Origin of the sequence: Rhodococcus sp. 05-2255-3B1, from assembly GCF_002258545.1 — a bacterium.
Taxonomy (GTDB): domain Bacteria; phylum Actinomycetota; class Actinomycetes; order Mycobacteriales; family Mycobacteriaceae; genus Rhodococcoides.
The window spans coordinates 1-26,173 of record NZ_NOZC01000004.1 but is presented as its reverse complement, the minus strand read 5'-3'; the positions used below and the strand labels follow the sequence as shown (position 1 = coordinate 26,173).

At 65.4% G+C, this 26,173-nt stretch carries 15 protein-coding genes; 10 read left to right on the top strand and 5 right to left on the bottom strand.

From position 1 onward, the window contains the following. Positions 1–80 precede the first annotated feature (80 nt). Complete coding sequence (locus CH249_RS02275) at positions 81–1,088, top strand: iron-siderophore ABC transporter substrate-binding protein (RefSeq protein ID WP_094682115.1); 1,008 nt, start codon at positions 81–83, stop codon at positions 1,086–1,088. A gap of 173 nt (positions 1,089–1,261) precedes the next feature. Here the strand turns inward: CH249_RS02275 and CH249_RS02270 are convergent, their stop codons facing one another. After that, a complete protein-coding gene (locus tag CH249_RS02270) occupies positions 1,262–2,596 on the bottom strand; it encodes an HNH endonuclease signature motif containing protein (protein ID WP_094682114.1) in 1,335 nt (444 codons plus the stop codon). 463 nt (positions 2,597–3,059) lie between these two features. Beyond that, positions 3,060–4,532 (bottom strand): cryptochrome/photolyase family protein, encoded by a 1,473-nt coding sequence (locus tag CH249_RS02265; protein WP_094631610.1) that lies wholly within the window; start codon positions 4,530–4,532, stop codon positions 3,060–3,062. Between the two features lie 127 nt (positions 4,533–4,659). Between CH249_RS02265 and CH249_RS02260 the strand changes: the two genes are divergently transcribed. From CH249_RS02260 to CH249_RS02245, 4 genes are all read left to right on the top strand, one after another. After that, positions 4,660–6,309, top strand: coding sequence for an alkaline phosphatase (locus CH249_RS02260; RefSeq protein ID WP_094682113.1), 1,650 nt, complete (start codon positions 4,660–4,662; stop codon positions 6,307–6,309). Positions 6,310–6,330: 21 nt separating this feature from the next. Continuing rightward, positions 6,331–7,173, top strand: coding sequence for a rhodanese-related sulfurtransferase (locus CH249_RS02255; protein ID WP_094682112.1), 843 nt, complete (start codon positions 6,331–6,333; stop codon positions 7,171–7,173). 4 nt (positions 7,174–7,177) lie between these two features. Beyond that, positions 7,178–8,053 carry a pseudouridine synthase gene (locus CH249_RS02250; RefSeq protein WP_094682111.1) on the top strand — a complete coding sequence of 292 codons (876 nt, stop codon included), beginning with the start codon at positions 7,178–7,180 and terminating at the stop codon, positions 8,051–8,053. A 67-nt stretch (positions 8,054–8,120) separates the two neighbouring features. After that, entirely contained in the window at positions 8,121–8,366 is a 246-nt protein-coding gene (locus CH249_RS02245) for a hypothetical protein (RefSeq protein WP_032396524.1), read from the top strand. 137 nt (positions 8,367–8,503) lie between these two features. Here CH249_RS02245 and CH249_RS02240 read toward each other — a convergent pair whose 3' ends face one another. The 3 genes from CH249_RS02240 to CH249_RS02230 all read right to left on the bottom strand — a co-directional run bounded on the left by CH249_RS02240 (position 8,504) and on the right by CH249_RS02230 (position 15,656). Continuing rightward, positions 8,504–13,981: a carboxyl transferase domain-containing protein gene (locus tag CH249_RS02240; RefSeq protein WP_094682209.1), complete on the bottom strand. Its 5,478-nt coding sequence runs from the start codon at positions 13,979–13,981 to the stop codon at positions 8,504–8,506. Positions 13,982–14,367: 386 nt separating this feature from the next. Further along, positions 14,368–15,039, bottom strand: a complete 672-nt coding sequence (locus CH249_RS02235; RefSeq protein ID WP_094647030.1) for a TetR/AcrR family transcriptional regulator — start codon at positions 15,037–15,039, stop codon at positions 14,368–14,370. Positions 15,040–15,053: 14 nt separating this feature from the next. Next, positions 15,054–15,656 carry a dihydrofolate reductase family protein gene (locus CH249_RS02230; protein ID WP_094682110.1) on the bottom strand — a complete coding sequence of 201 codons (603 nt, stop codon included), beginning with the start codon at positions 15,654–15,656 and terminating at the stop codon, positions 15,054–15,056. A 225-nt stretch (positions 15,657–15,881) separates the two neighbouring features. On the opposite strand from CH249_RS02230, the gene CH249_RS02225 reads away from it, so the two are divergent. The 5 genes from CH249_RS02225 to CH249_RS02205 all read left to right on the top strand — a co-directional run bounded on the left by CH249_RS02225 (position 15,882) and on the right by CH249_RS02205 (position 25,658). After that, positions 15,882–21,185 carry an AAA domain-containing protein gene (locus CH249_RS02225; RefSeq protein ID WP_094682109.1) on the top strand — a complete coding sequence of 1,768 codons (5,304 nt, stop codon included), beginning with the start codon at positions 15,882–15,884 and terminating at the stop codon, positions 21,183–21,185. Between the two features lie 107 nt (positions 21,186–21,292). Next, positions 21,293–22,501: a metallophosphoesterase gene (locus tag CH249_RS02220; protein WP_094682108.1), complete on the top strand. Its 1,209-nt coding sequence runs from the start codon at positions 21,293–21,295 to the stop codon at positions 22,499–22,501. Positions 22,502–22,529: 28 nt separating this feature from the next. Further along, positions 22,530–23,369 (top strand): HAD family hydrolase, encoded by an 840-nt coding sequence (locus tag CH249_RS02215; protein ID WP_094682107.1) that lies wholly within the window; start codon positions 22,530–22,532, stop codon positions 23,367–23,369. Between the two features lie 282 nt (positions 23,370–23,651). Then, on the top strand, positions 23,652–24,197 hold the full coding sequence (locus CH249_RS02210; protein ID WP_094682106.1) for an LpqN/LpqT family lipoprotein: 546 nt from the start codon (positions 23,652–23,654) through the stop codon (positions 24,195–24,197). A gap of 51 nt (positions 24,198–24,248) precedes the next feature. After that, a complete protein-coding gene (locus CH249_RS02205) occupies positions 24,249–25,658 on the top strand; it encodes a plasmid pRiA4b ORF-3 family protein (RefSeq protein WP_094682105.1) in 1,410 nt (469 codons plus the stop codon). Positions 25,659–26,173: the final 515 nt, after the last annotated feature.

The window sequence follows — 26,173 nt, the reverse complement described above, 5'->3', positions numbered from 1 at the left end:
TTACTTCAATGCTTCTTTGCTTGTCGAAAGGGTAACCATGTTTCTCTGCTTCGTCGGCCGGTCGTCGGACTGCCCGCCGTGTGTCCCTGCTGTCTGCACTCGCTGTGTCGGCCCTGGTGGTCGGTGCGTGCTCGTCTTCCGACACTGCCGGGCCCGAGCAGTCGGGAGGCGGTGATTTCGCGGCCGTCACCATCGATTCGGCACTGGGGCAGGCGGTCATCACCGAGAAGCCGGAGCGCATCGTGACTCTCGGTCAGGGTTCGGCGGAGACGGCGATCGCGCTGGGTACCGTCCCGGTCGGCGTCGAGGAGTATTCGTGGGGTGCCGACGACACCGGTTACCTGCCGTGGGTACACGACGCGGTCACCGAATTGGGGGCCGAGCTTCCCGAACAATTCACCGGCGGAACCGAACTGAACATCGAGGCCATTGCCGCCCTCGAGCCGGATCTCGTTCTGGCTCCGTGGTCCGGCATCACCCAGGACCAGTTCGACAAGCTCAGTGCCTTCGCTCCGGTGGTCGCCTACGAGGAGCAGCCGTGGACGATCACCTGGGAAGATCAGATCACCGTGATCGGCAAGGCCATGGGTGAGGAACAGAAGGCAGCCGAGGAGATCGACAAGATCAAGGCGCGCTTCGCCGACGCCGCCGCCCAGCACCCCGAGTACTCGGGCGTGAGCTTTTCGTACATCTACAACACAGGCCCCGGGACGCTCGGAGTGTTCCTCGCCGACGAGCAGCGCGTCGCGATGGTGCGCGGTCTCGGGTTGCAGGTCGACCCGGTGGTGAACACGCTCGACGAGACCGAGGGCACCGACTCGTCGGTCATCGGCTTGGAGAATGCGAATCTGCTGAACGACTCCGACCTGATCTTCACGTTCTACTCGGATCCGCAGAACCGTACCGACACCGAGAATCAGCCTGCGTACCAGCAGATTCCGGCCGTGTCCCGCGGGTCGGTCGTTGCGCCGACGGATCAGTCCTTCGTCACCGGGTCGTCCATCATCAATCCGTTGACGGTGCCGTGGGCACTCGAGCGCTATGTGCCGATGATCGACGAGGCTGTCGCGAAGCTCGACGCGAACTAGCCAGTAGACCGCGCGCTGTCGTTCCTGTTCCAACACCTGCTCGAGGTGATGTGACACGACCGCGGTGTCTGATCCATGATTCGACCGAATCAGCCTGTCGAGCAGTCTCTTCCAGCCCCGCGCCGTGTTCTCGGTGCGGGGCTGGATTGGTATGTGGAGGGGTGTGGGCAGGGTCAGGCGATGTGGGGGCCTGCTCGGGCGTGGGATGGTCTGGGTTGTCGGTAGGGGTCGACGGTTGCCGGTGGCACGAACCACGGGTGGTTGTCGACGCCGATGAACACTTCCCAATCGGAGTAGTGAAGGAGTCGGTGGTGGAATCCGCACAGGAGGACGAGGTTGTTCATGTCGGTGGGGCCACCGTCGGCCCAGTGCCGGATGTGGTGCGCTTCTGTCCAGGCGGCGGGTTTGCCGCAGCCGGGGAAGGCGCAGGTGTGGTCTCGGGCGATGAGCGCCTTCTTCTGTTTGGCGGTGACGGTGCGTGCGGTGCGGGCGAGGTTGATCGGTGAGCCGTTCTCGTCCATGACGATGGCGGTGAGCACGCAGTCGCAGGCGAGTTGGCGGGAGGTGTTGCGGGACAGTGGTCCCATCCAGGGGAGCCACCCGACGGTGGTGCCGTCGCCGAACAGGTCCCGGTACGCGCCGCGATCCGTGGCAGGGTGGCCGTCGTCATCGGATTCGTCTGCAGCGCGGGTGTTCTCGTCGTCGGCTATGTCATCGACGTCAGCACTGTCGCGGAGGTCGGTGAGATCGCGCAGGCTGATGTGCAGGTTCAGGTGCGGGCGTTCACCGCCTTCGATGGGGCGATCACTCGAGGCGAGGTATTGGTCGAGGATGTGTCCGAAGGCGTCGGCGCGACGCCGGGCGGGGCTGCGATCGTCTCCGGTTTTGGGTGTCTCGGCGCCGTCGGCGGCGGGGCGGGGTTCGGTCAACGGGGAGAGTGCGGTGAGCAGCTTCTCGCCGGTGATCGCATCGAAGTCTCCTTTGAGTACCAGCCGCCCGTTCAAGGTCTTGGAGGCGAAGAGTTCGTTGCGGTCGGTGTCCTCGGGAGGTGGCTTTTTGCCGCCGAATCTGTCGTTGAGGTTGGTGATGGCTTCGCGGATCCGGTCGGTGCGTGCTTCGGGTCCGGTGGCGGCGGTGATCATCGCCTTCCTGGCCATGTCCTGCCCGGCTGGGGGGAGGTTCTTGGGTGGGGTTTCGGCGAAGGTAAGGATCAAGGCGGCGTGGTCGACGGTGATGCTGCCGGTGTCGATGGCCTCGGCGATGTCGGGGAAGTTCTTCAGTCCGCGGGCGAGGGCGACGATCTTGTTTGCTTTACCCGCCGAGAGCAGGGTGGTGGAGGTGAGCCAGCCGGCGGGGCCGGGGAAGCCGAGTTTCTCCCGGCTCACGCGGGTGTCGATCTCGGCGACGAGAGCGATGCGCCGGGCTTCGAGCAGTTGGATCTGGTGGGAGACCGCAGCAGACTCGGCGAGGAGTTCTGCCTCGCTCAGTTGCCAGATCGCTGTGGTCATGCCATGAAGTGTATCGAACGTGCGTTCGACTGGCAACCATCATTGAATCGAAAACTGTTGCCCAGCATAAGGATTCGTTGTCCAAAACCTGTCGGTGCATCGTGGTAGACGTCCGGAGGCACTCGGCAATCGCATGAGACGGCCATGGTGCGGCGGTGTGCGTCCGCAGAGACGTGTGGGATCGACTTCCGTGCCGTGCGCGATGCGCGCGATATGCAGGTCAGTCTTTCGTCCATGGCCACGCCCATTTTGCGTGTCGTCGATCCTTCGATTCGTCTGCCCGATATGCGGATCCAGCGCGTCCTAAACGCGCGACGACCTGGGTGAGGGAACGGCTGCGACAGGAGCCTCGAACTGGGCCCGGCTCCCATGGCAGCGGCTCAGCAAAAGTGGTGCACGTTGCGCAGTCGATATCAACGGAGACCTCGACAGGGTCCAGCTGTGCACAACTTACCGAGGCGTGTCAGTACACCTCGCGCTGTCGTTCTTGTTCCAATACCTGCTCCAGGTCGCTCAGTCGGTTCATCGACGACACCTGTCGCGCGGTGCGGTGATTGAGTGCCAACATCTCGCGGTGCCGGTGCACGAAGGCCCAGTAGCCGGCGGTGAATGGGCACGCATCGTCGCCCAGTCGCTTCTTCGGGTTGAATTCGCAGGGCTTGCAGTAGTCGGTCATGCGGTTCAGGTATGCCCCGCCCGAGGCGTAGGGCTTGGTGGCGATCACGCCGCCGTCCGCGTGTTGACTCATGCCGATCACGTTCACCGGCATCACCCAGGCGAACCCGTCGACGAAAGCCGTTGCGAACCAGTCGGTCAACGCTCGCGGATCCCAAGCATGTTGCAGCGCAAAGTTTCCCAGGATCATCAGTCGGGGGATGTGGTGCACCCAGCCGCGGTCGCGCACGCCGTCCACCGTCGACGACAGGCATTTCGCGACCACAGCGTCGCCGTCCAACTCGAGCAGCCAATCCGGCAGTGGCTCATGCGCTTCGAGCTTGTTGCGCTCGAGGTACTCCGGCCCCAGATGCCAGTACAGGTGCCACACGTATTCGCGCCAGCCGAGGATCTGTCGAACGAAGCCCTCCACGCTCGCCAGTGGGGTGCCGTCGCGGTGGGCGTCCTCGGCGGCATGCGCCACGTCCAGCGGTTGCAGCAGGCCGAGGTTCAGTGGGACCGAGAGCAGTGAGTGCGACATCGTCCAGTCGTCGGCCATCACCGCGTCCTCGTACTTGCCGAAGTCGTCCAAGCGGTAGTTCACGAAGTGCGCCAACGCGTCCGACGCCTCGGCCGCGGTCACCGCGAACACACGAGGTCCGTCCACTCCGACGGTGTCGAGGTCCCACTCGTCGAGGTCGGCGCGCACCTGCTCGTCGATGGCGTCCTCGGTCGGCCACCACGGTTCCTCCACGCCCAGGGTCAGGCGTCCCTTCGGCGGTGGCGACTGATTCTCGGCGTCGAGGTTCCACTTGCCCGAGACCGGGTCGGCACCGTCCATCAGGACATCGAATCTTTTGCGCTGCTCCCGGTAGAACGTCTCCATCCGGAATGTCCCACGCTCGGCCGCCCAGTCGGCGAACTCTGCGCGGGGGAGCGCGAACATCGGTGTCGGGAGAATCTCCGAGACCAGGCCTTCCTCGTGCAACGCGGCGACGAACTTTTCCGCCGCGTGCGAGGTGGGCTCGAACACCACCACGGGCTTGCCGTACTCGGCCAACCCTTCGCGATACGTCTCGGTCTGTAGGTAGGTGACCCGGTCGCCCAACTCGTCGGCCAGATGACGCATACCCGACAACACGAGATGCAGCTTCTGCCGGTGGTATCGCCGACGCCGGAACACGCGCAGGGACTCGATCATCAGCACATCCCGATCGGCATGCTCGTCCACCGAGTGAAAGTGGGGGCCGAGCTGATCACCGAACAACCACAGAGCGTCCATGACCCCAGTGTTCTCCCACCGTCTGTGCGGCAAACCCGCGTCCGACACATGGCCGGAGGATGAACACTGTCGCCGACCCAGGCGCGCCTTACTTGACCACCGACCATCCATCGCATGGACTGACCCGATGCACGCTGAGTCTGCGCTTTCCAGAAGGACGTTTCTTCGCTCGTCGTCGGTGGCCGTCGCGGTGGCCGGAGTCGCCACGACACTGCCTGCGACCGCACACGCACAGGGCAGCGACCGCGGCTTCCTGCACGGGGTCGCATCGGGAGATCCGTTGCCCGACGCGATCGTCCTCTGGACCCGCGTCACTCCCACGCCCGACGCCACCCCTGGCTCCGGCGTCGGACCGCAGGTATCGGTGACGTGGCGGATCGCCCGCAGTGCGGACATGAGCGACGTCGTCTCATCTGGGACCGTCTCGACCGGCCCCGAGACCGACCACACCGTCAAGGTCGACGTCGACGGGCTCAGTGCAGACACCACGTACTTCTACGACTTCCGGACGAGCGACGCGGCATCGGCCGTCGGGACCACGCACACCGCTCCGGCCAACGACGCCGACATAGATGCAATGCGCTTCGGCGTCGTCTCGTGCTCCAACTGGGAGTCGGGCTACTTCGGTGCCTACCGGCATCTGGCCGCCAGGACGGACTTGGACGCCATCGTGCACCTCGGCGACTACATCTACGAGTACGAGACGGGCGGCTTCCCGGGGCGCGACGGTGTCGTTCGGCAGCATTCGCCCACCCACGAGATCGTCACGCTCGCCGATTACCGTCAGCGACACGGCCAGTACAAGTCCGATCCCGATCTGCAGGCCGCGCACGTCGACGTCCCGTGGATCTGCACGTGGGACGACCACGAGTCGGCCAACGACGCGTACGACGGCGGCGCCGAGAACCACACGCCGGCCACCGAGGGCGATTGGTACACGCGCAAGGCCAATTCGGAGCAGGCCTACTACGAGTGGATGCCGGTGCGCGCGGCAGGCACCGCGACCAACCGTCACCTGTACCGCAGGCTCCGGTTCGGCAACTTGCTCGAACTCTCGATGCTGGACCTGCGGACCTACCGTTCGCAGCAGGTGTTGCCGTTCAACGGTCCCGAGGTCGATTCGCCGAACCGGACCATCACCGGTGCCGAGCAGATGCAGTGGCTCACCGACGGGATCGTCTCGTCGCCGACGCAGTGGAAGATCGTCGGCAATCCGGTGATGATCACGCCCACCCTCATCCCGCCGCTCGATCGAGATGCGGCCAGGGCCGTCACCTCGCTTCTCGGAATCCCGGAGGGCGGCCTGCCGTACAACGCCGATCCGTGGGACGGGTACACCGCCGACCGGCGCAAGCTGCTCGGTGCCATCGTCGACGCAGGCGTCGACAACACCGTCTTCATCACCGGCGACATCCATTCGGCGTGGGCCTGCGAGGTGCCGCTCGATGCGGCGCGCTACGCAACGACGGAACCCGCTGCGACCGAACTCGTCGTCACCTCGGTGAGCTCGGCCAACATCGACGACCTGACGCGTACTCCGCCGCACACGCTGGGCCGGGTCGCCGAGGAAGCATTCAAGGCACTCAACCACCACGTGAAGTTCGTGGACCTCGACAGCCACGGGTTCGGCGTCTTCGAGGTCACCAAGACTGCGGCTCGGATGGACCACTGGTTCCTCACCGCCAAGGAGGATCCGCAGACCGGCGTGTACTGGGGGGCGGGCTTCACCGTGGACTCGGGCACCCAGCGCGTCCGGGCGGCGGCACCGCCTGCCTGACGACGCGCCATACTGGACGGCGTGGCTGTACCGAAAATCGTCCTGTTCTACGTCTTCACTCCGCTGCCCGATCCCGAGGCGATCCGGCTGTGGCAGCAGACGCTGGCCGCGTCCAACAACCTGACTGGACGCATCCTGATCTCAGAACACGGCATCAACGCGACGGTCGGCGGCGACGTCGACGACGTCAAACGGTACGTCCGTGGCACCCGCAGCTATCCGGCATTCAAGGCGGCCGACATCAAGTGGTCCGATGGGCTCGGAAATGATTTCCCGAGACTGAGCGTGCGGGTGCGGGACGAGATCGTCACCTTCGGAGCCCCCGGGGAACTGAAGGTCGACGCCGACGGCGTGGTCGGCGGCGGCACCCATCTGAGCCCTGAGCAGGTGCACGAGCTCGTCGATTCTCGCGGCGACGACGTCGTCTTCTTCGACGGCCGCAACGCCTTCGAAGCCGAGATCGGAAAGTTCAAGAACGCGGTGGTGCCCGACGTCGATACGACCCGGGATTTCGTCTCCCAGCTCGATTCCGGTGCCTACGACCATCTGAAGAAGTCCCCGGTGGTCACGTACTGCACGGGGGGAGTGCGGTGCGAGGTGCTCTCGTCGTTGATGGTCGCGCGCGGGTTCGAGGAGGTCTATCAGCTCGACGGCGGAATCGTCCGCTACGCAGAGACTTTCGGTGACGACGCGCTCTGGGAGGGTTCGCTGTTCGTCTTCGACAAGCGGATGGCGCAGAACTTCTCCGACCACACCGCCGTCATCGGTCGGTGCAGTGCCTGCGGCAATCCGACGTCCCGCTACCAGGATTTCGACGGCGACGCCGGCCGTGGTCTGCGGTTGATCTGTCTCGACTGCGCGTAGAGAGATGCTGCCCTTCCGGGACGGTCTCGCTCCGCTGAGACTGCTGTTGCCGCATGGTGATTCGGCTGTCACCATCGTGGAGTATCTCGAACGGGAGATGCCCGAGGACGACTGGCGACGGGCCATGCTCGACGCCGAAGTGGTGGACGAGAAGAGCAGGCCCATCTCCGTCGACACGCGGTACCGCGCAGGCAGTCAGGTGTACTTCTATCGCATTCCGGCGCAGGAGGTTCCGGTTCCGTTCGAGATCGGCATCCTGCACGAGGACGGCGATCTATTGGTTGTCGACAAACCTCACTTCCTCGCCACCATCCCGCGTGGCCGACACGTCACCGAAACGGCGACGGTACGACTGCGCAGGCAGTTCGACTGCCCCGACCTGACGCCTGCGCACCGACTCGATCGCGCCACCGCCGGGGTGTTGCTCTTCACCAAGACCAAGCATGCCCGACGGCCGTATCAAGAACTCTTCTCCTCCCGCAATGTCACCAAGGAATACGAGGCGGTTGCGGGATTCGATGCAGCGCTGGAGTTTCCACGCGTCGTCCGGAGTCGAATCCTCAAAGAACACGGGGTCATGACGGCATACGAGGAGTCGGGAGAGCCGAACAGTGAGACCCTGATCGACCTGGTCGACACGTTCGGTACAGCCGCCCGCTATCGACTCTTCCCGAAGACGGGTAAGACCCATCAGTTGCGAATCCACCTGTCGTCGTTGGGAATTCCCATCGTGAACGACCCGTACTATCCGGTGTTCTCTTCTATCCCGGCCGATGACTTCACCCGGCCGTTGCAACTTCTGGCCCGGGCTCTGAATTTCACGGACCCGCTCACCGGCGAGCCCAGGCGCTTCGTCAGTGCCCGAACCCTCGAGCCCTGACGGCCGGCCATCGTTCGTTCGGACGATTGTGACAATTGGGACGCGAGGTTAGCGTGTCGAGCGAAACATGTCCGACGAAATCGAAGAGGAGAACAGCGTGAAGCGTCGTCTTGCTGTTGTGCTGGGAGCCGCAGTCATCGCCATCGCGTCGCCGGCAGTCGCGGTGGCCGATACCGGAAGTGCGAGCACCGGTAGCGCGAGCGGAGTCTTGGGTGGTTTCGAGATGCTGTCGCGGCTCTGGGAGGCCTGCGCGGTAACCATCTTCACCGGACAGTGCACCGGTGTCGTCGCCACAGACGTGACCTACTGGTAACGCGTGCCCTGAGCCAAACCCTCCGCCGAACCCCCCCGAACCGACAAACGCGCGCGCATTCGCCAGACGCTCGCGGAACAGGTAACCGTTCCGCGAGCATCCAGCAAACGCGCGCGCGTTTGCGTGGAGCTCGAGCCCTACTTCGCCAACGACCGCGCCATTCCGCGTTCGATGGCGGCGACCAGCTGCGGGCGCAGTTCGGCGGCGGGGACGATGTGGTGCACCGATCCGACGTTCTGTGCACGCTGGATGTTGTGGATGGCCTCGAATTCGGCTGCCACTTCACCCAGTTTGGCGTTGCGGGCGTTCGCTCGCACGGTGGCCAACTCGACGCGCAGGGCCGAGCGGGTGGCGTCGTCCTCGGCGGTGTTCAGTCGTGTCTCGAGTTCCTTGACGGTCGGATCCGCTGCGGTGCGGGCGTTGACGTCGCGGGTGAACACCACTGCTGCGGCGGGGGCACCACCGAGCACGGAGGCGAAGGAGCCCTCCACCGCGAGGACCTCCATGTTGTCGTTGAGCGCTCCGGAGAACACCACGAACGCGCCGCCGTGGTAGCGCGAGACGACACAGAACACGACCGGTCCATCGAAGTTGACGATGGCGCGGCCGATCTCGGCACCGTATTCGAGCTGGATGTTGCGTAGCGATTCCGGTGATCCGTCGAAGCCGGAGAGGTTGGCCAGCACCACGATAGGCCGGCTTCCGCTGGCGGCGTTGATGGCGCGAGCGGTCTTCTTCGACGAGTTCGGGAACAAGGTACCCGAGGTCCACTGATCGGGGCCGTCGGATGGGAACCAGCCCTTGCGGGGGATGGCCCGCGATTCGATACCGATGACGGACACCGGGATTCCGGCGAGGTGGGCGTCGAACACCACGGAAGTGTCGGCGTCGGCCATGTCGGCCCAACGCTCGAGTACCGAGTGGTCCTGGTCCACCACGGCGCGCATCACGGTGCGAATGTCGAACGGCTTCTTGCGGTCGGGGTTGGTGACCGAGGAGAAGATGTCGCCGACGGTGGTGAAGTCGCTCGACGGGTGCACGTGCGGGTAGGTGCGCACGTCGCGCTCGGTCGGGTCCGCGGTGGCTGCCCGGCGCGGGAAGCGTTCTCCCGGAGCGGCGTACGCGTGATCGTAGTGCGCAAACAGGATGTCGCACGCGGCCCGCAGGTTCGGTGCCCAGTACTGCGCCTGGCCGTTGGGGCCCATGACGCGGTCGTAACCGCCGATACCGAAGTTGTCCTCGGCCGAGACGCCGCCGGAGTAGTCCAGGGACTGCTTTCCGGTGAGCACCATCGCACTGTCGGGGGTCATCACCAGGATGCCCTTGGTGTGGGTGAGCATGGTGGCTTCGGCGTTCCAGTACGGCTGCGCGCCGACGTTGATGCCTGCGACCACGATGTTGATCTCACCGCCGGCCTGGGTGAAGGTGATGATGCGACGCAGTCCGCGCGAGACCCAGTCCATGTTCTCGGTGCCCGATTCCATGGAAATCGTTGCACCGGAGGACAATGCGAACCATTCGACGGGCGCGCCGAGTTGTTCGGCGAGGTCGATGGCCGCGACGATTCGCGAGCACTCGGCCTCGGCAACGGTGCCCAGGGCCTTGGTCGGGTCACCGAACAGCGCGACGCGGGTGATGCCCTCGGGGTACTTGGCGGTCGGGGTGGTCGCGACACCGACGATGACGCCTGCGGAGTTGCGACCGTAGGGGCGATCGACGGGAGCGAGCACGCCGTCGGCGTCGAAGTCGTACTCGGTGAACGTGCCGCCGTTGCTGCTGAGCAACGGAATCAGCTCGTACGGGTACACGGTGCCGCGGGCCTGCGACCGCTGAACCTTCTGGGTGTACTCGTCGAGGGGACGCATCGGCTCGGTCGGCGGCGGAGTTATCTTCGCGACGATTCCCGCGCCGGAACGGTACGACAGGCGCAAGGCGACCTCGCGTGGCGTCGCTCCCGGTGTTTCGGCCAGACGAGCGATGAGGGTGATCTCCTCGAGGCCCGCGCCGATCGTCAGCGGCGCGATGTGCCTGGCGATGGTGGCGATGCGGTCGGCGGGAACGTTGAGTACCGGCCAGACGTAGAGCACGACGCGGTTGGCGTCGAGGCGCTTCTTGCCGCGTCCGGCCTGAGCGCGGCGGATGCCGTCGAGGCAGGCCGCCACGGTCCGCTCGATCTCAGGTACCGCGACGATGTTGCCTGCATCGTCCAACTGTGTTGTGACGCCGCGGATCTCGGCCAGGGCGACCAGTCGCTCGTCGGAGGGGTTGGCCTTCGACGTCAGGTGGAACAGGTAAGTTCCTGCGCTGGCGGGCAGGCGAACTCCGTCGAAGTTCTTCAGTCGCCACAGGTCCAGTCGCTGACCGGTCAGCGGGTGCATGTCCCGGATGATCGTGTCTTCCACGAGCGGCTCGGACCCCTCGGCCGCCGTTCGGCGGTAGGTCATCTTTCGAGCTGTGGAACCGAAGGCGGTCACCGTCACGCGGCGCCAGTGGCCGGTGCCGGGGTGCGCGGCCAGCACGGCTTGGAGCTGAGCCGAGAGCTCGTCACCGTCGGTCGGCGCGTCCGGCCACGACAGGTAGAGGTCAACGGCCAGGTTCTCCGGGGACGGTCCGGCGATATCGTCCACCGAGTCCAGAGTTGCTGCGAGCGAATCGAAATCGGTGGCCGTGGACACCAGGTGCAGCCGTTCGCCCGAGAGCTCGAAGTTGCCGGTGACGAAGTGCTTGCCGTCGCGGTCGAAGGCCTTGACGTCTTCGAGTGTGCGGATTTCGTAGTACTGGCGAGTGATCACTTCGAGCAGGGCACCGGGATCGGTGATCCGTTGTGCCAGAAGCTCGATCAGCGGTTCCGGGGTGGCGACGAGAGCTGCGATGCGGGCGGAGTAGTCGGCCGCGTCGGGGTTCTCGGCCAGGTACTGCAGGCTGCCACGGACGCCGTCGTAGATCTTCTCGCGTGCACTGCGGATCTGTGGCTCGTCGAACAGCCGGAAGCGCAGGTTGCGGGCGACGTCGCCGATGACGGGGTAGCGGGCCTGGGTGGCACCGATGAGGCGCTCGAGTACCTCGGCCATGGCCGGGGTGGCCTCGGGCTGCGTCGAGCAGTCGCTGAGCCAGTGGCCGAGCAGGGCCGCGATGACCGGAACCTGGTTCTCCATGCGCTGCAGGGCCAGGAAGACGCGGTAGACGGCCTCTTCGAGTTCGGGGGTGCGTCCCTCGTCGATGGCGGCGTCGTAGTGCGCGAGGGCGCGAGTGAGCTTGGCGCGGAACGAATCCGGAAGCCCCTGAACGTCCGCGTCCAGCGAGTGCAGGAACGAGTGGAAGTGCTCACGGGGGGAGTGGACGCGTTCGTCGGTGCTCTCCTCGTCCATCGTCGGCCGGTTACGGGAGAGCTCGCAGATATCGGCGAACGTGCCCAGCAGAGCCAGCTCGGCGGAGACCAGCCCTGCGTCGTTGCGCGGCACATCCGCACGCAGAGTCTCATAGGTGGACAACAGGTTTCGAGCGCGTGCTCCGCTGACGTCGAAGCCGGTGATGAGGGCGGCCAGTTCGTCGAGTCGGTCCAGAGCGCGACGCTGCGGCGAGCGCTGCTCGGCGTCGTCGACACCGCGGAACTGCACGCGCGGTGCCTGCTCGGAGACCTTCTGCTCACCGGCCTGATCCACGCGAAGCAGTGCCGCTCCGGCGTCGACCTGTCCGTTGACCGAGGCCAGTACCTCACGCACGGTGCCCGCGTAGGGAGACCGGACGGCGGTTTCCATTTTCATGGATTCGAGGACGACCAGGGTCTGTCCTGCTTCGACCTCGTCGCCGACGGCGACCGGGACGGCAACGACGACGGCGGGAGCCGGTGCGCGGACCAACCCGGCCTCGTCCTGAGAGATCTGGTGGCTGATGCCGTCGACCTCGACGAGGAAGTGTGCGGCTCCGGCGACGGTGACCACCTGGTAGCGGCGGTCGCCGATGACCAGACGGCTCTCGTACTTGCCGAGGCGTTCGACGTCGACCTGAAGCTCGCCGATGCCGTCACCGTCGATGCTGTAGCGGTGCGTCCCGGTCTGGCCTACCTCGAGCTTGTAGGCCTGCCCCTGGTAGTTCAATTCGACGGTGCGGCCGATGGCGTGGGTGGCGCGCGGGCGACCGCCACGTGCGGAGTTCAGGAACGCGGTGCGTTCGCGGCCTTCCTCGGCGTCGTAGGCGTCGATGGCGGCGGCGACGATGGCGATGTCGGCAACGGCCGTCGGGCCCACCTGGGAGCCGGCTTCGGTGCGGTCGAGCCAGCCGGTGTCGGCGGAGGCGGAGATGACTTCCTCGCGGTCGAGCAGGCTCAGCAGGAAGGACTTGGTGGTGGTGCCGCCGTCGATGACGACGGTGGTCTCACGCAGTGCATTGCGCAACCTCGCCAAGGCTTCGCTGCGGTCGCGGCCCCAGGCGATGACCTTGGCGACCATCGAGTCGTAGTCGGGCGGGATGACGTCGCCCTGGGCGATGCCGGTGTCGACGCGGATGCCGGTGCCGAGGGGGAACTTGAGCAGCTCGACCGTGCCGGGAGCCGGTGCGAAGCCGTTGTCGGCGTCCTCGGCGTTCAGGCGAGCCTCGACGGCGTGGCCGAATTCGGGCGGGCATTCGCCGGGCAGTGCCTGGCCGTCGGCGACGAGGATCTGCAGCTTCACCAGGTCGATGCCGGTGGTGTATTCGGTGATGGGGTGCTCGACCTGCAGGCGGGTGTTGACCTCGAGGAAGGTGAAGATCTTCTGCTCGGGCTGGTACAGGTATTCGACGGTGCCTGCGCCCTGGTAGCCGGCGGCCTTGACGAGCTCGGCCGAGGCGGTGCGCAGCTGGTCGGCCTGCTCCTTGGTGAGCAGCGGTGAGCTCGATTCCTCGATGACTTTCTGGTTGCGGCGCTGGATGGAGCAGTCGCGCACGCCCGGGGCCCAGACGTTGCCGTGGCTGTCGGCGATGACCTGAACCTCGACGTGCCGGGCGTCGGTGACGAGCCGTTCGAGGAAGACGACGGGGTCGCCGAACGAGCGCTCGGCCTCACCCTGGGTACGTTCGAGAGAGAGTTCGAGTTCGTCCTCGTGGAAGACCTTGCGGATACCGCGGCCACCGCCGCCCGAGCGGGCCTTGATGATCAGCGGGTAGCCGATCGCCGCTGCGTGACGCCTGGCGTCGGCGCGGGTCTCGACGGGGCCGCCGGACCACGGTGCGACGGGGACGCCGACCTTCTCGGCGAGGATCTTCGCCTCGACCTTGTCGCCGAGCAGACGCATCGCGTCGGCCGACGGGCCGATGAAGGTGATGTTCAGGCGGGCGACGAGGTCCGCGAACGTCGGGTCCTCGGCGACGAAGCCCCAGCCGACCCACACCGCGTCGGCACCGGACTCGACCAGCGCGGCCTCGAGGACGCCGTAGTCGAGGTACGCCGATCCTGTCGCGGGCTTGCGCAGCGTGACCGCTTCGTCGGCCTGGCGGACGAACATCGCGCGCTTCTCCGCCTCGGTGTGCAGCGCTACGGTGCGGATGCCGTAATCGTGTTCGGCGTTGAGCTCTCGGACGGCTCGGATCAGGCGTACTGCTGCCTCGCCTCGGTTGACTACTGCAATCCGCTTGAACAACGTATCTCTCTTCGCTCGGTGTGGGCGCACCGCGTCGGTGCACTCGATGGAACGTGGATTGGTGCCGGGCATGCCATTTTCTCGTTCGTCATGCGGCACTCCGATCGGCTCATTCTAACGGTAACGAGGCCTTGTGCACCGCCAACAGCGTTCGGCGTGAGTGTGATTGATCACCAACAAGTGAAACATATTCTGTGGCAACCACTTTGGTCACGAACTCGCTGTCGAGTTTTGTTCACCTCGCAAACGTACTCGCGAGTAGCGTTGGCGCGTGGCGTAATTCGCCATTCGATCACTCTCGTTGCTACCGGCGAGTACATTACCGGTGGGTACAACTCGAGCCGATCGGCTCGAGTTGGTTCGCACGTCGCCGAGTGCGGTCTCCCTCACCTGTCGCCCTCGCTCACCCGCGGCAGGCGCAGCGCGTTGACCCACAGCCTCGTGGCCGTTGCGAGCAGAGCCTCGGAGTCCTCGGGCGGACGGCCGTCGGCGGCGTCGACCACGAAGTGGTTGAAGGCCAGCCGACTGATCATCGAGGACAGTGCGCGGGAGGCCAGCAGAGGATCGAGTTCCGCGTCGGCCAGGCCGCGGCTCTGCAGACTCTCGATGCTTCGGGCGTTGCGCCTGACGAAGGCATCGGCGCGTTCGCGGCGGAGGCGGCGGAACTCGGGATCGATGTTCGATACCTGCTCGAGCAGCGCCATCAGCTTCGCGTTGCGCTGGTAGGCCTCGAAATAGGCGCGGTTGCTCGCAGCGATCACTGCCACCGGATCGTCGTGCGGATCCACTCGCTCGGTACCGGGATGCAACATGTCGTCCCGTGCCTGCTCGAGCACGGCGGCCAGGATCTCTTCCTTGCTGGTGAAGTAGGTGTAGAAGGTGCCGGCCGAGCACCGAGCGGCGCGGGTGATGTCGATGAGCCGGGAGTCCAGGTACCCACTGTCCTCGAAGACTCGGCGCGCAGCCGCCACGAGCGAGGATCGAGTTCGCAGCCCGCGCGGGGTGATCGGCAGCTCCCGATTCGGCAGCTCGCGGTCGGACTCCGGCGCGGCAGGCATTCAGTCTTTATACGTCATTCCTCGCGAGCTTCCGGTCGGATGAACCGGGTGAATCTCACTCCGCTGGAGAACTGGCGCGATTCGAGGTGCTCGAACCGCTGAGCGGCGAACGGATCGGCACCCGTCCCGGGCGAGAACAGGCCGATTCCCCGGCCGAGTACGACGGGATTGACCTTGAGGAACAGCTCGTCGATCTCGGGCAGCAGTTGACCGGCGAGGTTTCCCCCGCCGCAGATCCAGACGTCGAACTCCGACTCCTCGGCTTTGAGGCTCCTGACGAGTCCGATCGGATCGTCGTTCACCACGGTGAGGGTCGGGTCGTCCGACCGGGCGAGGGTGCGAGAGAGAACGTACTGGCGCAGGTGGGGATAGGGGCTGGCGATCCCGGCGTCCAGCGCCGGTTGCAGCGTCTCGCGGCCCATGACCAGGGTGTCGAACCGAGTGGGCGGACCGTCCAGGCCGAACAGGGCCCGCACGTGCACGGGTAACGTCTCGGGCAGCTCGGCCACGATGGCATCGAGGTGATCGCCTTCGGCCACGAAACTGTCGTAGCCGCCGTCCGGTGCGGCGATGAACCCATCGAGGGTGACCGCGATGTAGTAGACCAGCTTGCGCATTCGGCTCCTGTCGTGGTCGACGGGGTGAGAACCCGTGGTCAGGGCGGGCGGGTCGGTTCGCTGTGGGGGATCCAGCGACCGAAGTGGGTCTTTGTGACCCAGCACTAGAACATATTTTGTGTTCTCGGGACGCGATGAACAACTTGTTTTCAACGGCTAGTCTGGCCCGGGTGTGCAAACACCGTCCCTGAAACGGACGACCATTCGAATATTTGTGGGGAAACTGTGACGGCTGCAGCTGCTACCGGTCGTGAACACGACGACGAGCTCAAGAGCAGGGTGCAACGCCTGCTGCGCTTCCTTCGCGAAATCGTCGAGGCGCGCTCGAACCCGGTGCTGCGTTTCGACGACCACATGCAGATCGAGTGGGTTCACGCCGGGGACGTTCCCATGCAGCTCGACCCCCGAGCCAAGCAGGGTGGTGTGGTGCTCCGTGCACCTCGCATCGCGGTCGACGAGCCGCCCGAGCCGCCTGCGCTGCTGTCGGGCTGGCTCGATCCTCAGGTCGTCGCAGACAGCCGCTACCGCGAGCTCGAGCTGGCCGACGCATCCTCGGTGACGTCACGCCGTCGAGAGGAAGCGCAGGAGTCCGACGCCGACTTCGACATCCGCAAGGCCTACGAGATCAAGCAGGCCTTCGAGGAGTACTCCGAAGCGTGGAAGGAATGGGCGCAGGAGGATCGGGATCGGCGACCGCAGGCCGCTCTGTACCAGGCACTGCAGCTGATGATGCAGGAGCTAGCGTCGCGACCGGAGTCGATCGAGCTCGTGGTGGCATCCGGCCTGTTGACGTCGAGCAACACCGATCCGCAGCGCAGCGTGCGCACTCACCTGATCACACAATCGGCCAGCATAGAACGGGACGTACGCACCGGTGACCTGCTGGTTCGCCTCGCCGCGAGTACCACCCCGCGGCTCGAGGACGGCCAGCTGCTGACCGGTTCGGACGATTTCGACACCTCCGGCTCCGTCGCGCTGGCGCGAGAACTGCGCGACACCGTCAGCTCGCCCATCGGGGACGGTGTCGCACAGTTCTTGCGGAACTGGGCGACGCGGGTGCCACGCCACGAAATCGAGGTGCTCGATCGTCTCGGGCCGCCCGGGGCTCTCGCCTACATCGACGACGACCGCACGCTGACCGTCTCACCTGCCCTCGTTCTCCGCGTTCGAGACTCGTTCGCGCTGGTCGAGTACTACGAGCAGATGATCGCGGACCTCGAGTTCGCCGACTCGCCGGTACCGCTGGGGCTCGCGCAACTGGTCGATGCCATCGAGCCGGCAGATCGGCTGGCGTGGCTCGAACGCACGGGGGCGGGGGAGTCGGCGACACTGGCGGAGGACCCGCTGTTTCCGCTGCCGGCCAACGCCGAGCAGTCGCAGATCATCGAACGGCTGGGGCGCGACAGCGGCGTCGTGGTCGAGGGGCCGCCAGGAACGGGCAAGACCCACACGATCGCCAACCTCATGTCCGGGCTGTTGGCGCGCGGACAGCGGGTTCTGGTCACTAGTGAAAAGTCACAAGCTTTGCGTGTGCTGCGGGACAAGCTCCCGCCGGAGCTGCAGGAGCTCTGTGTGTCCATCACCGACCTCTCCCGCGGTGGTTCGGACGAGCTCAATCGCAGCGTCGCGAAGATCGCCGAGCGCAAGACCTCGTTCGACGAAGCCAGCGAGGTGCAGAAGATCGAGGCGCTGACGACGCAGCGCGCAGCGGCCCTGGCCCGCCGGGCCGAGCTGCTCGATCGGGTCAGCGCGCTCCGTGAATCCGAAACCGTTGTGCACGAGTATGTTTCCGATGGTTACGACGGCACCGTGTCGTCCATCGTGCGCAAGGTCAAAGCGGCCGAAGGTGCCCACGAGTGGCTACCCGGCCCGCTGCTGGCCGATCGGCCACCCCTCGACGGTGCCCAGGTCGATCAGCTTCGCAAACTCATTGCCGGCTCCGACGGCTCTCGCGAACTTCGCTCGCGACAGGTACTGCCGCGTCCGGAGACGATGCTGCCGAATTCGGCCGAACTCGCCTCGCTCTGCCAGCGTGCAGGTGCGCAGATCGACACTCTCTCGCCCCAGGCCGCGGATCTCGTGGCGTTGCTCGACGGCGTCGAACCCGCCGTGTCCGCGGAGATCAGGCAACTGTGCGAGGAGCTCGCCGCCCGAGTGCGAGCGGTCGTCGAACTCGACGGCTCCTACCCACGGTTGACCGATTCCGTTCTGTCCGGCGAGGCCGCTCACCTGTGGTCTCGGGTCAGCGGAATCGACGCGATGGTCGAGACGGCAGCTGCGTCCGATCGCTACGTCGGTGCCCACGATGTGCAGTGCTCGTCGAGCTCGCCTGCGGCACTGTCGGCGATGGATGCGTTCGCCAGCGCGCTGGAGTCCGGTATCGAGTGGAAGCCCCGGTTCCGTCGCAGCGAGGAGCAGAAGGCCGTCGAGGCTCTCGACATCGTCGCCACCGTCGACGGCCAACCCGCGACGACGGCCATGGCCGCGCGACTGGTTGCCGAACACATTCGTGCACTCGAGACCGTGCAGACCGCAGCGGTGCTGCTGGCCGACCTCGCGATCATCGTTCCGCTCGACGGCACACGTTCGATTCGCGTCAACAACGTGGCGCGGATCGCCGACCGGCTCGGCATGGTGTCTGCCGTCGTCGCTGCCCGTGACGCCCTGGTGCAACGGCTGTACACCATTTCGCCTGCGGCACCGTGGATTCGGAGCCTGGCCGAAGCTCAGGAAATCGCCGGGGCCGCCGACGCGATCGCCACGCGCATCGATATCGATGCCGCGCGCGCCGAGCTCGACGCCCTGCAGTTCGCGGTCGCGACGCGCATCGATGCCGGGCCCTCGCCCGAGGGGTCGAATCTGGTGAGCGCGTTGAGCACTGCGGACCCGTTGGAATTGGCTGCCGCCGTTGCGGCCTATTCGCAGGCGTGTTCCGAGCAGGAGGATCAGCTTCTGCTCGAATCGATGTCGGCGTCGTTGTCCGAGGTCGCACCCGCATTGTTCGACTTGGTCGAGGACACCGCGGGCGATGTCGAATGGGACGAGCTGAGCTGGCAGATGTCGAAGGCCTGGGCGTGGCGTCGGGCACGCGAGTGGGTCGGTGAGCAGCACCACGGTGGCCTCGAGCAGCAGCTGGAAGCGGAGCTCGCGGCCGCCGATACGGACATCGCCTATCTCACAACACGTCTCGCAGCTGCCAGTGCCTGGCGTAACAGCCTCCAGCGAATGACCGCCGTCGAGGTGCGTGCGCTGCAGACCTATCGAGAGCACATCTCCAGCATCGGCTCCGGAGCCGGTAAGTACGCCGAAACCTACCGCAGTGCAGCACGATCGGCGATGCGCGAGGCGCAGAGTGCGGTCCCCGCCTGGGTCATGCCGCTGTCCCAGGTGCTGGCCTCGATTCCGCCGGTGCCGGGCAGTTTCGACGTCGTCATCGTCGACGAGGCGTCTCAGGCCGACATCACCAGTCTCTTCCTGCTGTACCTCGCACCCCGTGTGATCGTGGTGGGCGACGACCGGCAGTGCGCGCCGGCGGACGTCCCGCAGGCCGGCACGCTCGAGGACGTGTTCGATCGCTTGGACGTCTATCTGCCCGATCTACCCGAACACGTGCGCGCGACGCTGACTCCGAGGTCGAGCCTGTTCTCCATGCTCCGTACCAGGTTCGGTCAGGTGGTGCGGTTGCGTGAGCACTTCCGCTCCATGCCCGAGATCATCAACTGGTCGAGTCAGCAGTTCTACGGAGACTCCCCGCTCGTTCCCGTGCGCCAGTTCGGTGCCGATCGGCTACCGCCGTTGCGGCACACGTACGTTCGCGGAGCTACGGTGACGGGAAAGAATGCCTCACTGGTCAACCGTACCGAGGCCATCGCGATCGCCGACCAGATCGCCGAGTGCCTCGAGGACTCCGCTTACGACAACTTGACCTTCGGAGTGGTTGTGCTGCAAGGCCAGTCGCAGGTCGACGAGATCCGCAACGAGTTGATCAAGCGGATCGGTATCGAACAGTGGGAGCAGCGTCGGCTTCGTGTCGGTACGCCGCCGGACTTTCAGGGCGACGAACGCAACGTCGTGTTCCTGTCGATGGTGGTGGCACCCGATCAGAATTTCGCCACCCTCACCGCCAATCAGTACAAGCGGCGGTTCAACGTGGCGGCGTCGCGGGCACAAGATCAGCTGTGGCTCTTCCATTCGGTGACCGTCGACCGTCTCAAGCGAGCGGACCTGCGCAACTCGTTGCTGAGTTACGTCACCTCCGTCTCGCCCGCTCCTGCCGATCCCATGCCGGTCGATGTTTCGCGCGAGGTCCGGAAGGCACCGTTCGAGACGCTGCTCGAGCAGCAGTTGTGGAACGACCTCGTCGAGCGAGGTTTTCACGTCAATCCTGGTGTCGAGGTCAACAACAGACGCCTGGCCCTGGTCGTGACCGGCGACTCCTCGCGTCTCGCCGTCGAATGCGACGGTGACACGTTCCTGTCCACCCCCGCGCAGCGGTTGGCAGATCTGCAGCGTGAACAGGAACTCAAGCGATGCGGTTGGACGTTCTGGCGGGTGCGTGAATCCGAGTACTATCTGGACCGCGACGCGGCGTTGGAAAGCCTCTGGACCACGCTGGCCCGATTGGGAATCAAGCCCAACAGCGTTGTGGTGGAAGGTCTGGAGAGCTCGGACGGAGCTTGGACTCCGGTCCCACTCGAGTCCTCGCAGTTCGACGATTCCGGTGTGTTCGAGACGTCCACATACGCCGACTCACCCGCACGCCACGAGTCGGTGCTGTCCTTGTGGACCATGCCCCGGATCGACATCCCCGCCGAGGACCCGGCCGCATCGGATGCGCGGCGAGCCGACCGCGAAGGATCCGCACCGACGACCACCAACGGTTCGGGAGCCGCCAACGAGGCGGGAGTCGAGAACGGCTCGGGCCCCACTAACGGGTCGGGATCGACCAACGGCTCGGGTATGACCAACGGCTCGGGTATGACCAACGGGCCGGGAACGACGAACGGCTCCGGTATGACCAACGGGTCGGGAACGACGAATGGGTCGGGAATGACGAACGGCGCGTCCGCCGCCAACGGTGGCGGTCGTTCCAACGGCTCCACTCGCTCGGCTCGGCCGATCGAGTCCTCGGCACCGAGTCGTTCGGCCATGACCAACGGATCCACACCCGCAAAGGATGCGGAGATCGATGCGTCCGCGCGGGTGCGCGATGCCGAGGTGAGCAGCGGCTCGACCACCGAGCCCGACGAAACCGCGAACAGCACGACAGCGGCAACGGACCGGATCGTGGAAGCCGACGAGGCGATCGCACAGGACGAGGCGGTCGCAGAGGACGAGGCCGTGGCGAGGGGCGAGGCTCCCGACCTCGACGGATCCGATCCTGCCGAGGCAGAGGTTGATTCAGCGGGAGCACCGGATGCCGACGGCGAGCCGAGCGGGGGCCTCGAGGCACCCGAGGACGAGGGCATCGCAGAACACGAGTTGCCGCTCAACGGACTTCGCGGATACACCACCCGTCGTCGGCCGTAGTTCGGCGTTCCTGCCGACAGGCTCAGCGCCCGCACCGAAGCCGTGAGGGCGACGTAGTCTTGGTCCTCGGGCTGCGCGCACGTACGAGTGAAAAGGGTTCGACGCCGATGACAGATCGACAGATGCAGCAACCGGAGCAGTCGGTGTCGCCGGATCGGTCGCCGCGCACTCGGCGGATCGTTGTGCCTACTGTCGTCTTCGTCGTCTGCGCTGCGCTTGTCGCGCTGCCGACCTGGACCGTCGTATTCGCCGGCGCGCAGTGGCCGCTGGCCGCGCAGTCGGCCGGCTCTGCGGTTGCACTTGCGGTATTCGTGGCGTTGCCTTCGGCGATGTACATGGGCCACCGGCCGAGCGCAGAAGGTTCCTCCAAGGACGCGTGGGCGCGTATCGGAGACGTGTTGTTGGGCTCGGTCTGGATCGCGTTCGTGTGGGCGGCACTCTCGCTGCTGCTGCGGCTCGCGCTGTGGACGGGTGGGGTCGACGACCCACTTCGCTCGCGGATCGTGTCGGTGACAACCGTGGTGGTCGTGGTCGCCCTCGCGCTGTGGGGTCATTACGAGGCGATGCGAACTCCCCGCGTGCGACACACGACCGTCAGGATCGATCGGCTCGGGGCGCGATTCCACGGTCTGCGAGTGGTTCTCGTGACCGACACTCATTTCGGCCCGCTCGATCGCACGACGTGGTCGCATCGATTGACCGACGCCGTCAATGCGCTCGAGCCGGACGTATTGGCCCACGTCGGCGATATCGCCGACGGCTCGGTCGATCGGCGTCGAACGCAGGCCGCGCCGTTGGAGTCGATGCTCGCGAGTGCGGCGCGCGTCTACGTCACCGGCAATCACGAGTACTTCGGTGAGGCGCAGGAGTGGCTCGATCACATGGAGGACCTCGGATGGAACTCGTTGCACAATCGCCATGTGGTGCTCCATCGCGGTGAAGACGCGCTGATCATCGCGGGCGTCGACGACGCCACCGCCGCAGGGTCGGGTGCGCCCGGCCACGGCGCCGATCTTGCTCGCGCACTTGCCGGAACCGATCCTTCGATGCCCGTGCTGTTGCTGGCTCACCAGCCGAAGCAGATCGGTGACGCAGTCGACGCCGGCGTCGACCTGCAGGTCTCCGGTCATACACACGGCGGTCAGATCTGGCCGTTCTCGGCGCTGGTTCGGCTCGACCAGCCGGTGGTGCACGGTCTGAGCAGACACGGTGCGCGAACTCAGCTCTACACCAGCCGCGGATCGGGATTCTGGGGTCCGCCTTTCCGGGTGTTCGCGCCCAGTGAGATCTCCGTTCTGACATTGGTCGCCGGCTGAGCGATCGACACCTGGCAGGATCGGTGGGGTGAAGAGAACCGAAGAGGTCGTCGTTGTCGCCACCGATCTCGACGGCACCCTGTTGCGTTCGGACCGGACCGTGTCTGCGCGAACGGCCGCTGCGATGGCTGCCGCAGACGCAGCCGGAATCAGGGTGGTGTGGGCCACGGCTCGGGCACGCCACTCCATCGACGAACTCGCGGCGTCCTGCGGATTTCGCGGGACCGCGATCGGTGCCAACGGTGCTGTCGTCCTCGACCTGGCCGACGGTTTCCCGGCCATCGTCGGCACCAGATCGGTACCGCCCGAGACAGTGTCCTCTGCCAAGTCGGTCGTGCGCTCGCTCGTTCCCGGCGTGGCCTTTGCGACCGTGGGTGCCACGCGATTCGTGGCCGAGGCTCGGTACGCCGAGCTGTGCGTGTTCGCCGATCACCACCGGCAGCCGCACGAGATGGAGCTGTCGGAGCACGGTTTGTCGGCCGACGTCGAGCCGACGGTCAAAATCGTTGCTCGGCACAGTGATACGACGAGCGAGGAGTTGTACGAGCTCGTCGCCGCTGCGGGAGTGGACGGGGTGGAGTTGACTCATTCCGGTGCTCCGTACATCGAGATGTCCGCAGCGGGAGTCTCGAAGGCCAGTGCGCTGCAGGAGTTGTGCGAGCGGTGGGGGATATCTTCGGGTTCGGTTGCGGCGGTGGGGGATGCGCGCAACGATCTGCCGATGCTGACCTGGGCGGGCACGGCGTTGTGCCCGTCGAATGCTGCTGAGCCCGTGCGATCCGTTGTCGATCGAGTCCTCGAATCCAACGACGACGACGCGGTTGCGCGCTATCTCGAGGAACTCACCGCACGCAGGGCGAAACTGTGACGCGCGGTCTGCTCCCTGGGTTGCCGTATGAGAAGCCGGCCCCCATCGTCGGCGGAAACACACCGGTGAGCTCTCCGGGTTCGGGTGACGTAGCGATTGCGGCGCAACCGAATTCGGCTTCGTTCACCGACGGAACAGTCGGCTCGACGTGGCCGGCGGACGGTTGGAGTCGCGCAGCGCTCAGCTCCCCGCCGGTCACTGCCTCTAGGATCTACGGACGAGCGGACCGGCGCGGGTAGCCTCTGGCGTGTCGGTGAATCGTCCACCACGAAAGGCCCTGCTGTGAACGACGCCCTGTCGACGGAATCCTCCGAGCCCACCACGATCGCCGAGTACCTGAACGCACATGCGTTGCGCGTCTCGCCGCTCGACGGTGCCGCGGCGGCCGAGATCGGCATCACCGTGCCGATTCCTGCGGGATGGCAGACGCTCGATCCCGCACAATTTCCCGGGGCGACTCAGGTGATCGTGGAACCGAACCTGGTGGAGAACGGATTCGCGCCCAACGCGGTGCTTCTGGTCGGTGCGTTGTCGCGCACGATCGACCCGGAAGCGTTGATGGCATTGGGTTTCGGCGACGGACGTGCAATGCCCGGCTGGGTGGAGCGCGAGGCGAGCGCGGCGTCGTGGCTCGGCTGGCCGTCGCGATTCATTCGGGGTACGTACGTCGCGCAGCAACTCGAAGCGGCCGTGACGACGCGATATGTGGTGGTGGGCGTCGAAACTCAGTACTTGGTGCAGTTGACGGTGACGACGTTGGCATCGCAGCTCGATGCGTTGGCGTTCGACGTCTCCGCGATCAACGATGGTTTGACCACTGGTACGTAGAAGAACGCGAGCCCCTGTGTCCGACGCGCGGGTCCGACTAGGGTCGATTCCATGTCGATGAGAACCGGTCGCGTCCGGCATCTGTCGGTGGTGCCGAACTTGTCCGACGCCGACGAACCGGCCGATGGCGAGGCGACAGAGGCCACGCGGCGGGGCCTGGTGAACTTGGTGCTTCGGGTGACCGTGGATCACACCCGTCCGCAGATCTGGCGCCGGGTGCGGGTGCGCTCGGACCTGCTGTTGTCCGAGCTGCACTCGGTGCTGCAGAGGGCTCTCGGTTGGGAGGACCGGCATCTGCATGCGTTCAGCGTCAGGACCGCCGGTGCCACGCGTCGCTTCGAGATGGAGGAGTCGCTCGACGACGAACCGGACGACGAGTCGTCGAGCGAGGAGCGAGTGCGGATCGACGACGTGCTCACTGCACCGGGTTCCACCATGACGTACGAGTACGACTTGGGTGACGGATGGACGCACACGATAGTTCTGGAGCAGATCGATTCCGATATCGACGACCTCCGATCCGTCTGCCTCGACGGGGCGCGTGCATGCCCACCCGAGGAATCAGGCGGGCCAGCGCGCTATGCACAGGCTTTGGAGATCGCCGCCGACCCGTCCGATCCCGAACACGCAGGCGTGCTGGCGCGGTGGGGCGCGGCCTTCGACCCGGCTCTGTTCGACGCCGATGCAGTCAACACTGTTCTGCACTCGTTCGACGTGGGGCGTTCGGTCCTTGCCGAAGCGGTGGCCGCGGCTCCGGCCATCGGAAAACTGTTCGATCGAGTGCGTCCTACGGAGGTGCCGTCACTGATGGCGTTGCTTCCGCGGTGCGAACTCACCATCGAGAGCTCGATCGATCTACCCGTCGCCGAAATTGCGATGGCCAAGTTGACGTGGTTTCTGGGCAGAATCGGCGACGCCGGAGCCGACCTGACCGGTGCCGGCTACCTCAAGCCTGCATTCGTCGTGGCGATTCGCGAGGAACTCGACTGGGGCTTGGGCTGGGTAGGGCCGAGCAATCGCGAGATCGATCATCATCAGGTGACCGATCTGCGCGAGGCGGCGCGACACCTCGGGTTGACCCGCACATCGAAGGGCAGGTTGCTGCGCACCAAGCTCGGTGCAGCGTTGGCTCACGACCCGGTAGGGATGTGGCGACACGCGGCGTCTCGACTTCCGCTGGGCAGGGAGACCTACGAGACCGACGCAGCGACTCTGTTCCTGATCTCCCTCGCCGCATCGGCATCTGCGACGCATCGAAACAAGATGCTGATCGAGACTGTTGCCGAATTAGGTTGGGCCAGTGAGGATTCCGGTGTCTTCGATGCCCAGTTCGCGGCGCAGGCCACGGTGAGCTTTCTCGATCTCATCGGTGCCCACGGTCCGCAGTTCTACTTCCGTCAAGGGGTGTCGGACTCACCGAGCTGGTCGCGCAGGTTCGCACGTGATGCACTGCTGAGCTGAGTCGACGAGAAGTGGTCCCGGTAATGCCGAAATGGGGCTCGAGTCGCGCGAGACTGCCGCTGAGCAGGCGATTTGCGTTGGTGTGGTTGGTGGCGTAACTTTTGTCGAGTCAGAGCGACGGACACCGACCCGGTCTTCACGGACTGGGTGAACGAGGTTGGACGTGTGGCTCGGCAGGTTGTGTCCCCCAAGAGTCGGGCCTTGTGTCCGAGACCAAGCTGGGATACGCTGGAACAGTTGCCCTCGAGGCCGACGGACTGTGTGTTCGTGGGGTGAGAGTGTGTGCGTGTTCTTTGAGAACTCAACAGTGTGTCGATGAATGTCAGTGCCGAAATTATTTTGGTGAATGCATTCGATGTATCAGCCATCCGCTTGTGGTGGTTGTTGTCGGGTGTTGTTTGAAATGCTAGTTGAGTTTTTTTTGCTAGTGATTTGACTCTTTATGTTTATGACTGATTTGCAGTTTCGGCTGTTGATCGAGAGTCTTTTACGGAGAGTTTGATCCTGGCTCAGGA

Bases quoted from the DNA above. Each gene is read 5' to 3' on its own strand.
- CH249_RS02270 (WP_094682114.1), bottom strand. From the start codon at position 2,596: ATGACCACAGCGATCTGGCAACTGAGCGAGGCAGAACTCCTCGCCGAG.
- CH249_RS02265 (WP_094631610.1), bottom strand. From the start codon at position 4,532: ATGGACGCTCTGTGGTTGTTCGGTGATCAGCTCGGCCCCCACTTTCAC.
- CH249_RS02260 (WP_094682113.1), top strand. From the start codon at position 4,660: ATGCACGCTGAGTCTGCGCTTTCCAGAAGGACGTTTCTTCGCTCGTCG.
- CH249_RS02250 (WP_094682111.1), top strand. From the start codon at position 7,178: ATGCTGCCCTTCCGGGACGGTCTCGCTCCGCTGAGACTGCTGTTGCCG.
- CH249_RS02245 (WP_032396524.1), top strand. From the start codon at position 8,121: ATGTCCGACGAAATCGAAGAGGAGAACAGCGTGAAGCGTCGTCTTGCT.
- CH249_RS02235 (WP_094647030.1), bottom strand. From the start codon at position 15,039: ATGCCTGCCGCGCCGGAGTCCGACCGCGAGCTGCCGAATCGGGAGCTG.
- CH249_RS02230 (WP_094682110.1), bottom strand. From the start codon at position 15,656: ATGCGCAAGCTGGTCTACTACATCGCGGTCACCCTCGATGGGTTCATC.
- CH249_RS02220 (WP_094682108.1), top strand. From the start codon at position 21,293: ATGACAGATCGACAGATGCAGCAACCGGAGCAGTCGGTGTCGCCGGAT.
- CH249_RS02205 (WP_094682105.1), top strand. From the start codon at position 24,249: ATGTCGATGAGAACCGGTCGCGTCCGGCATCTGTCGGTGGTGCCGAAC.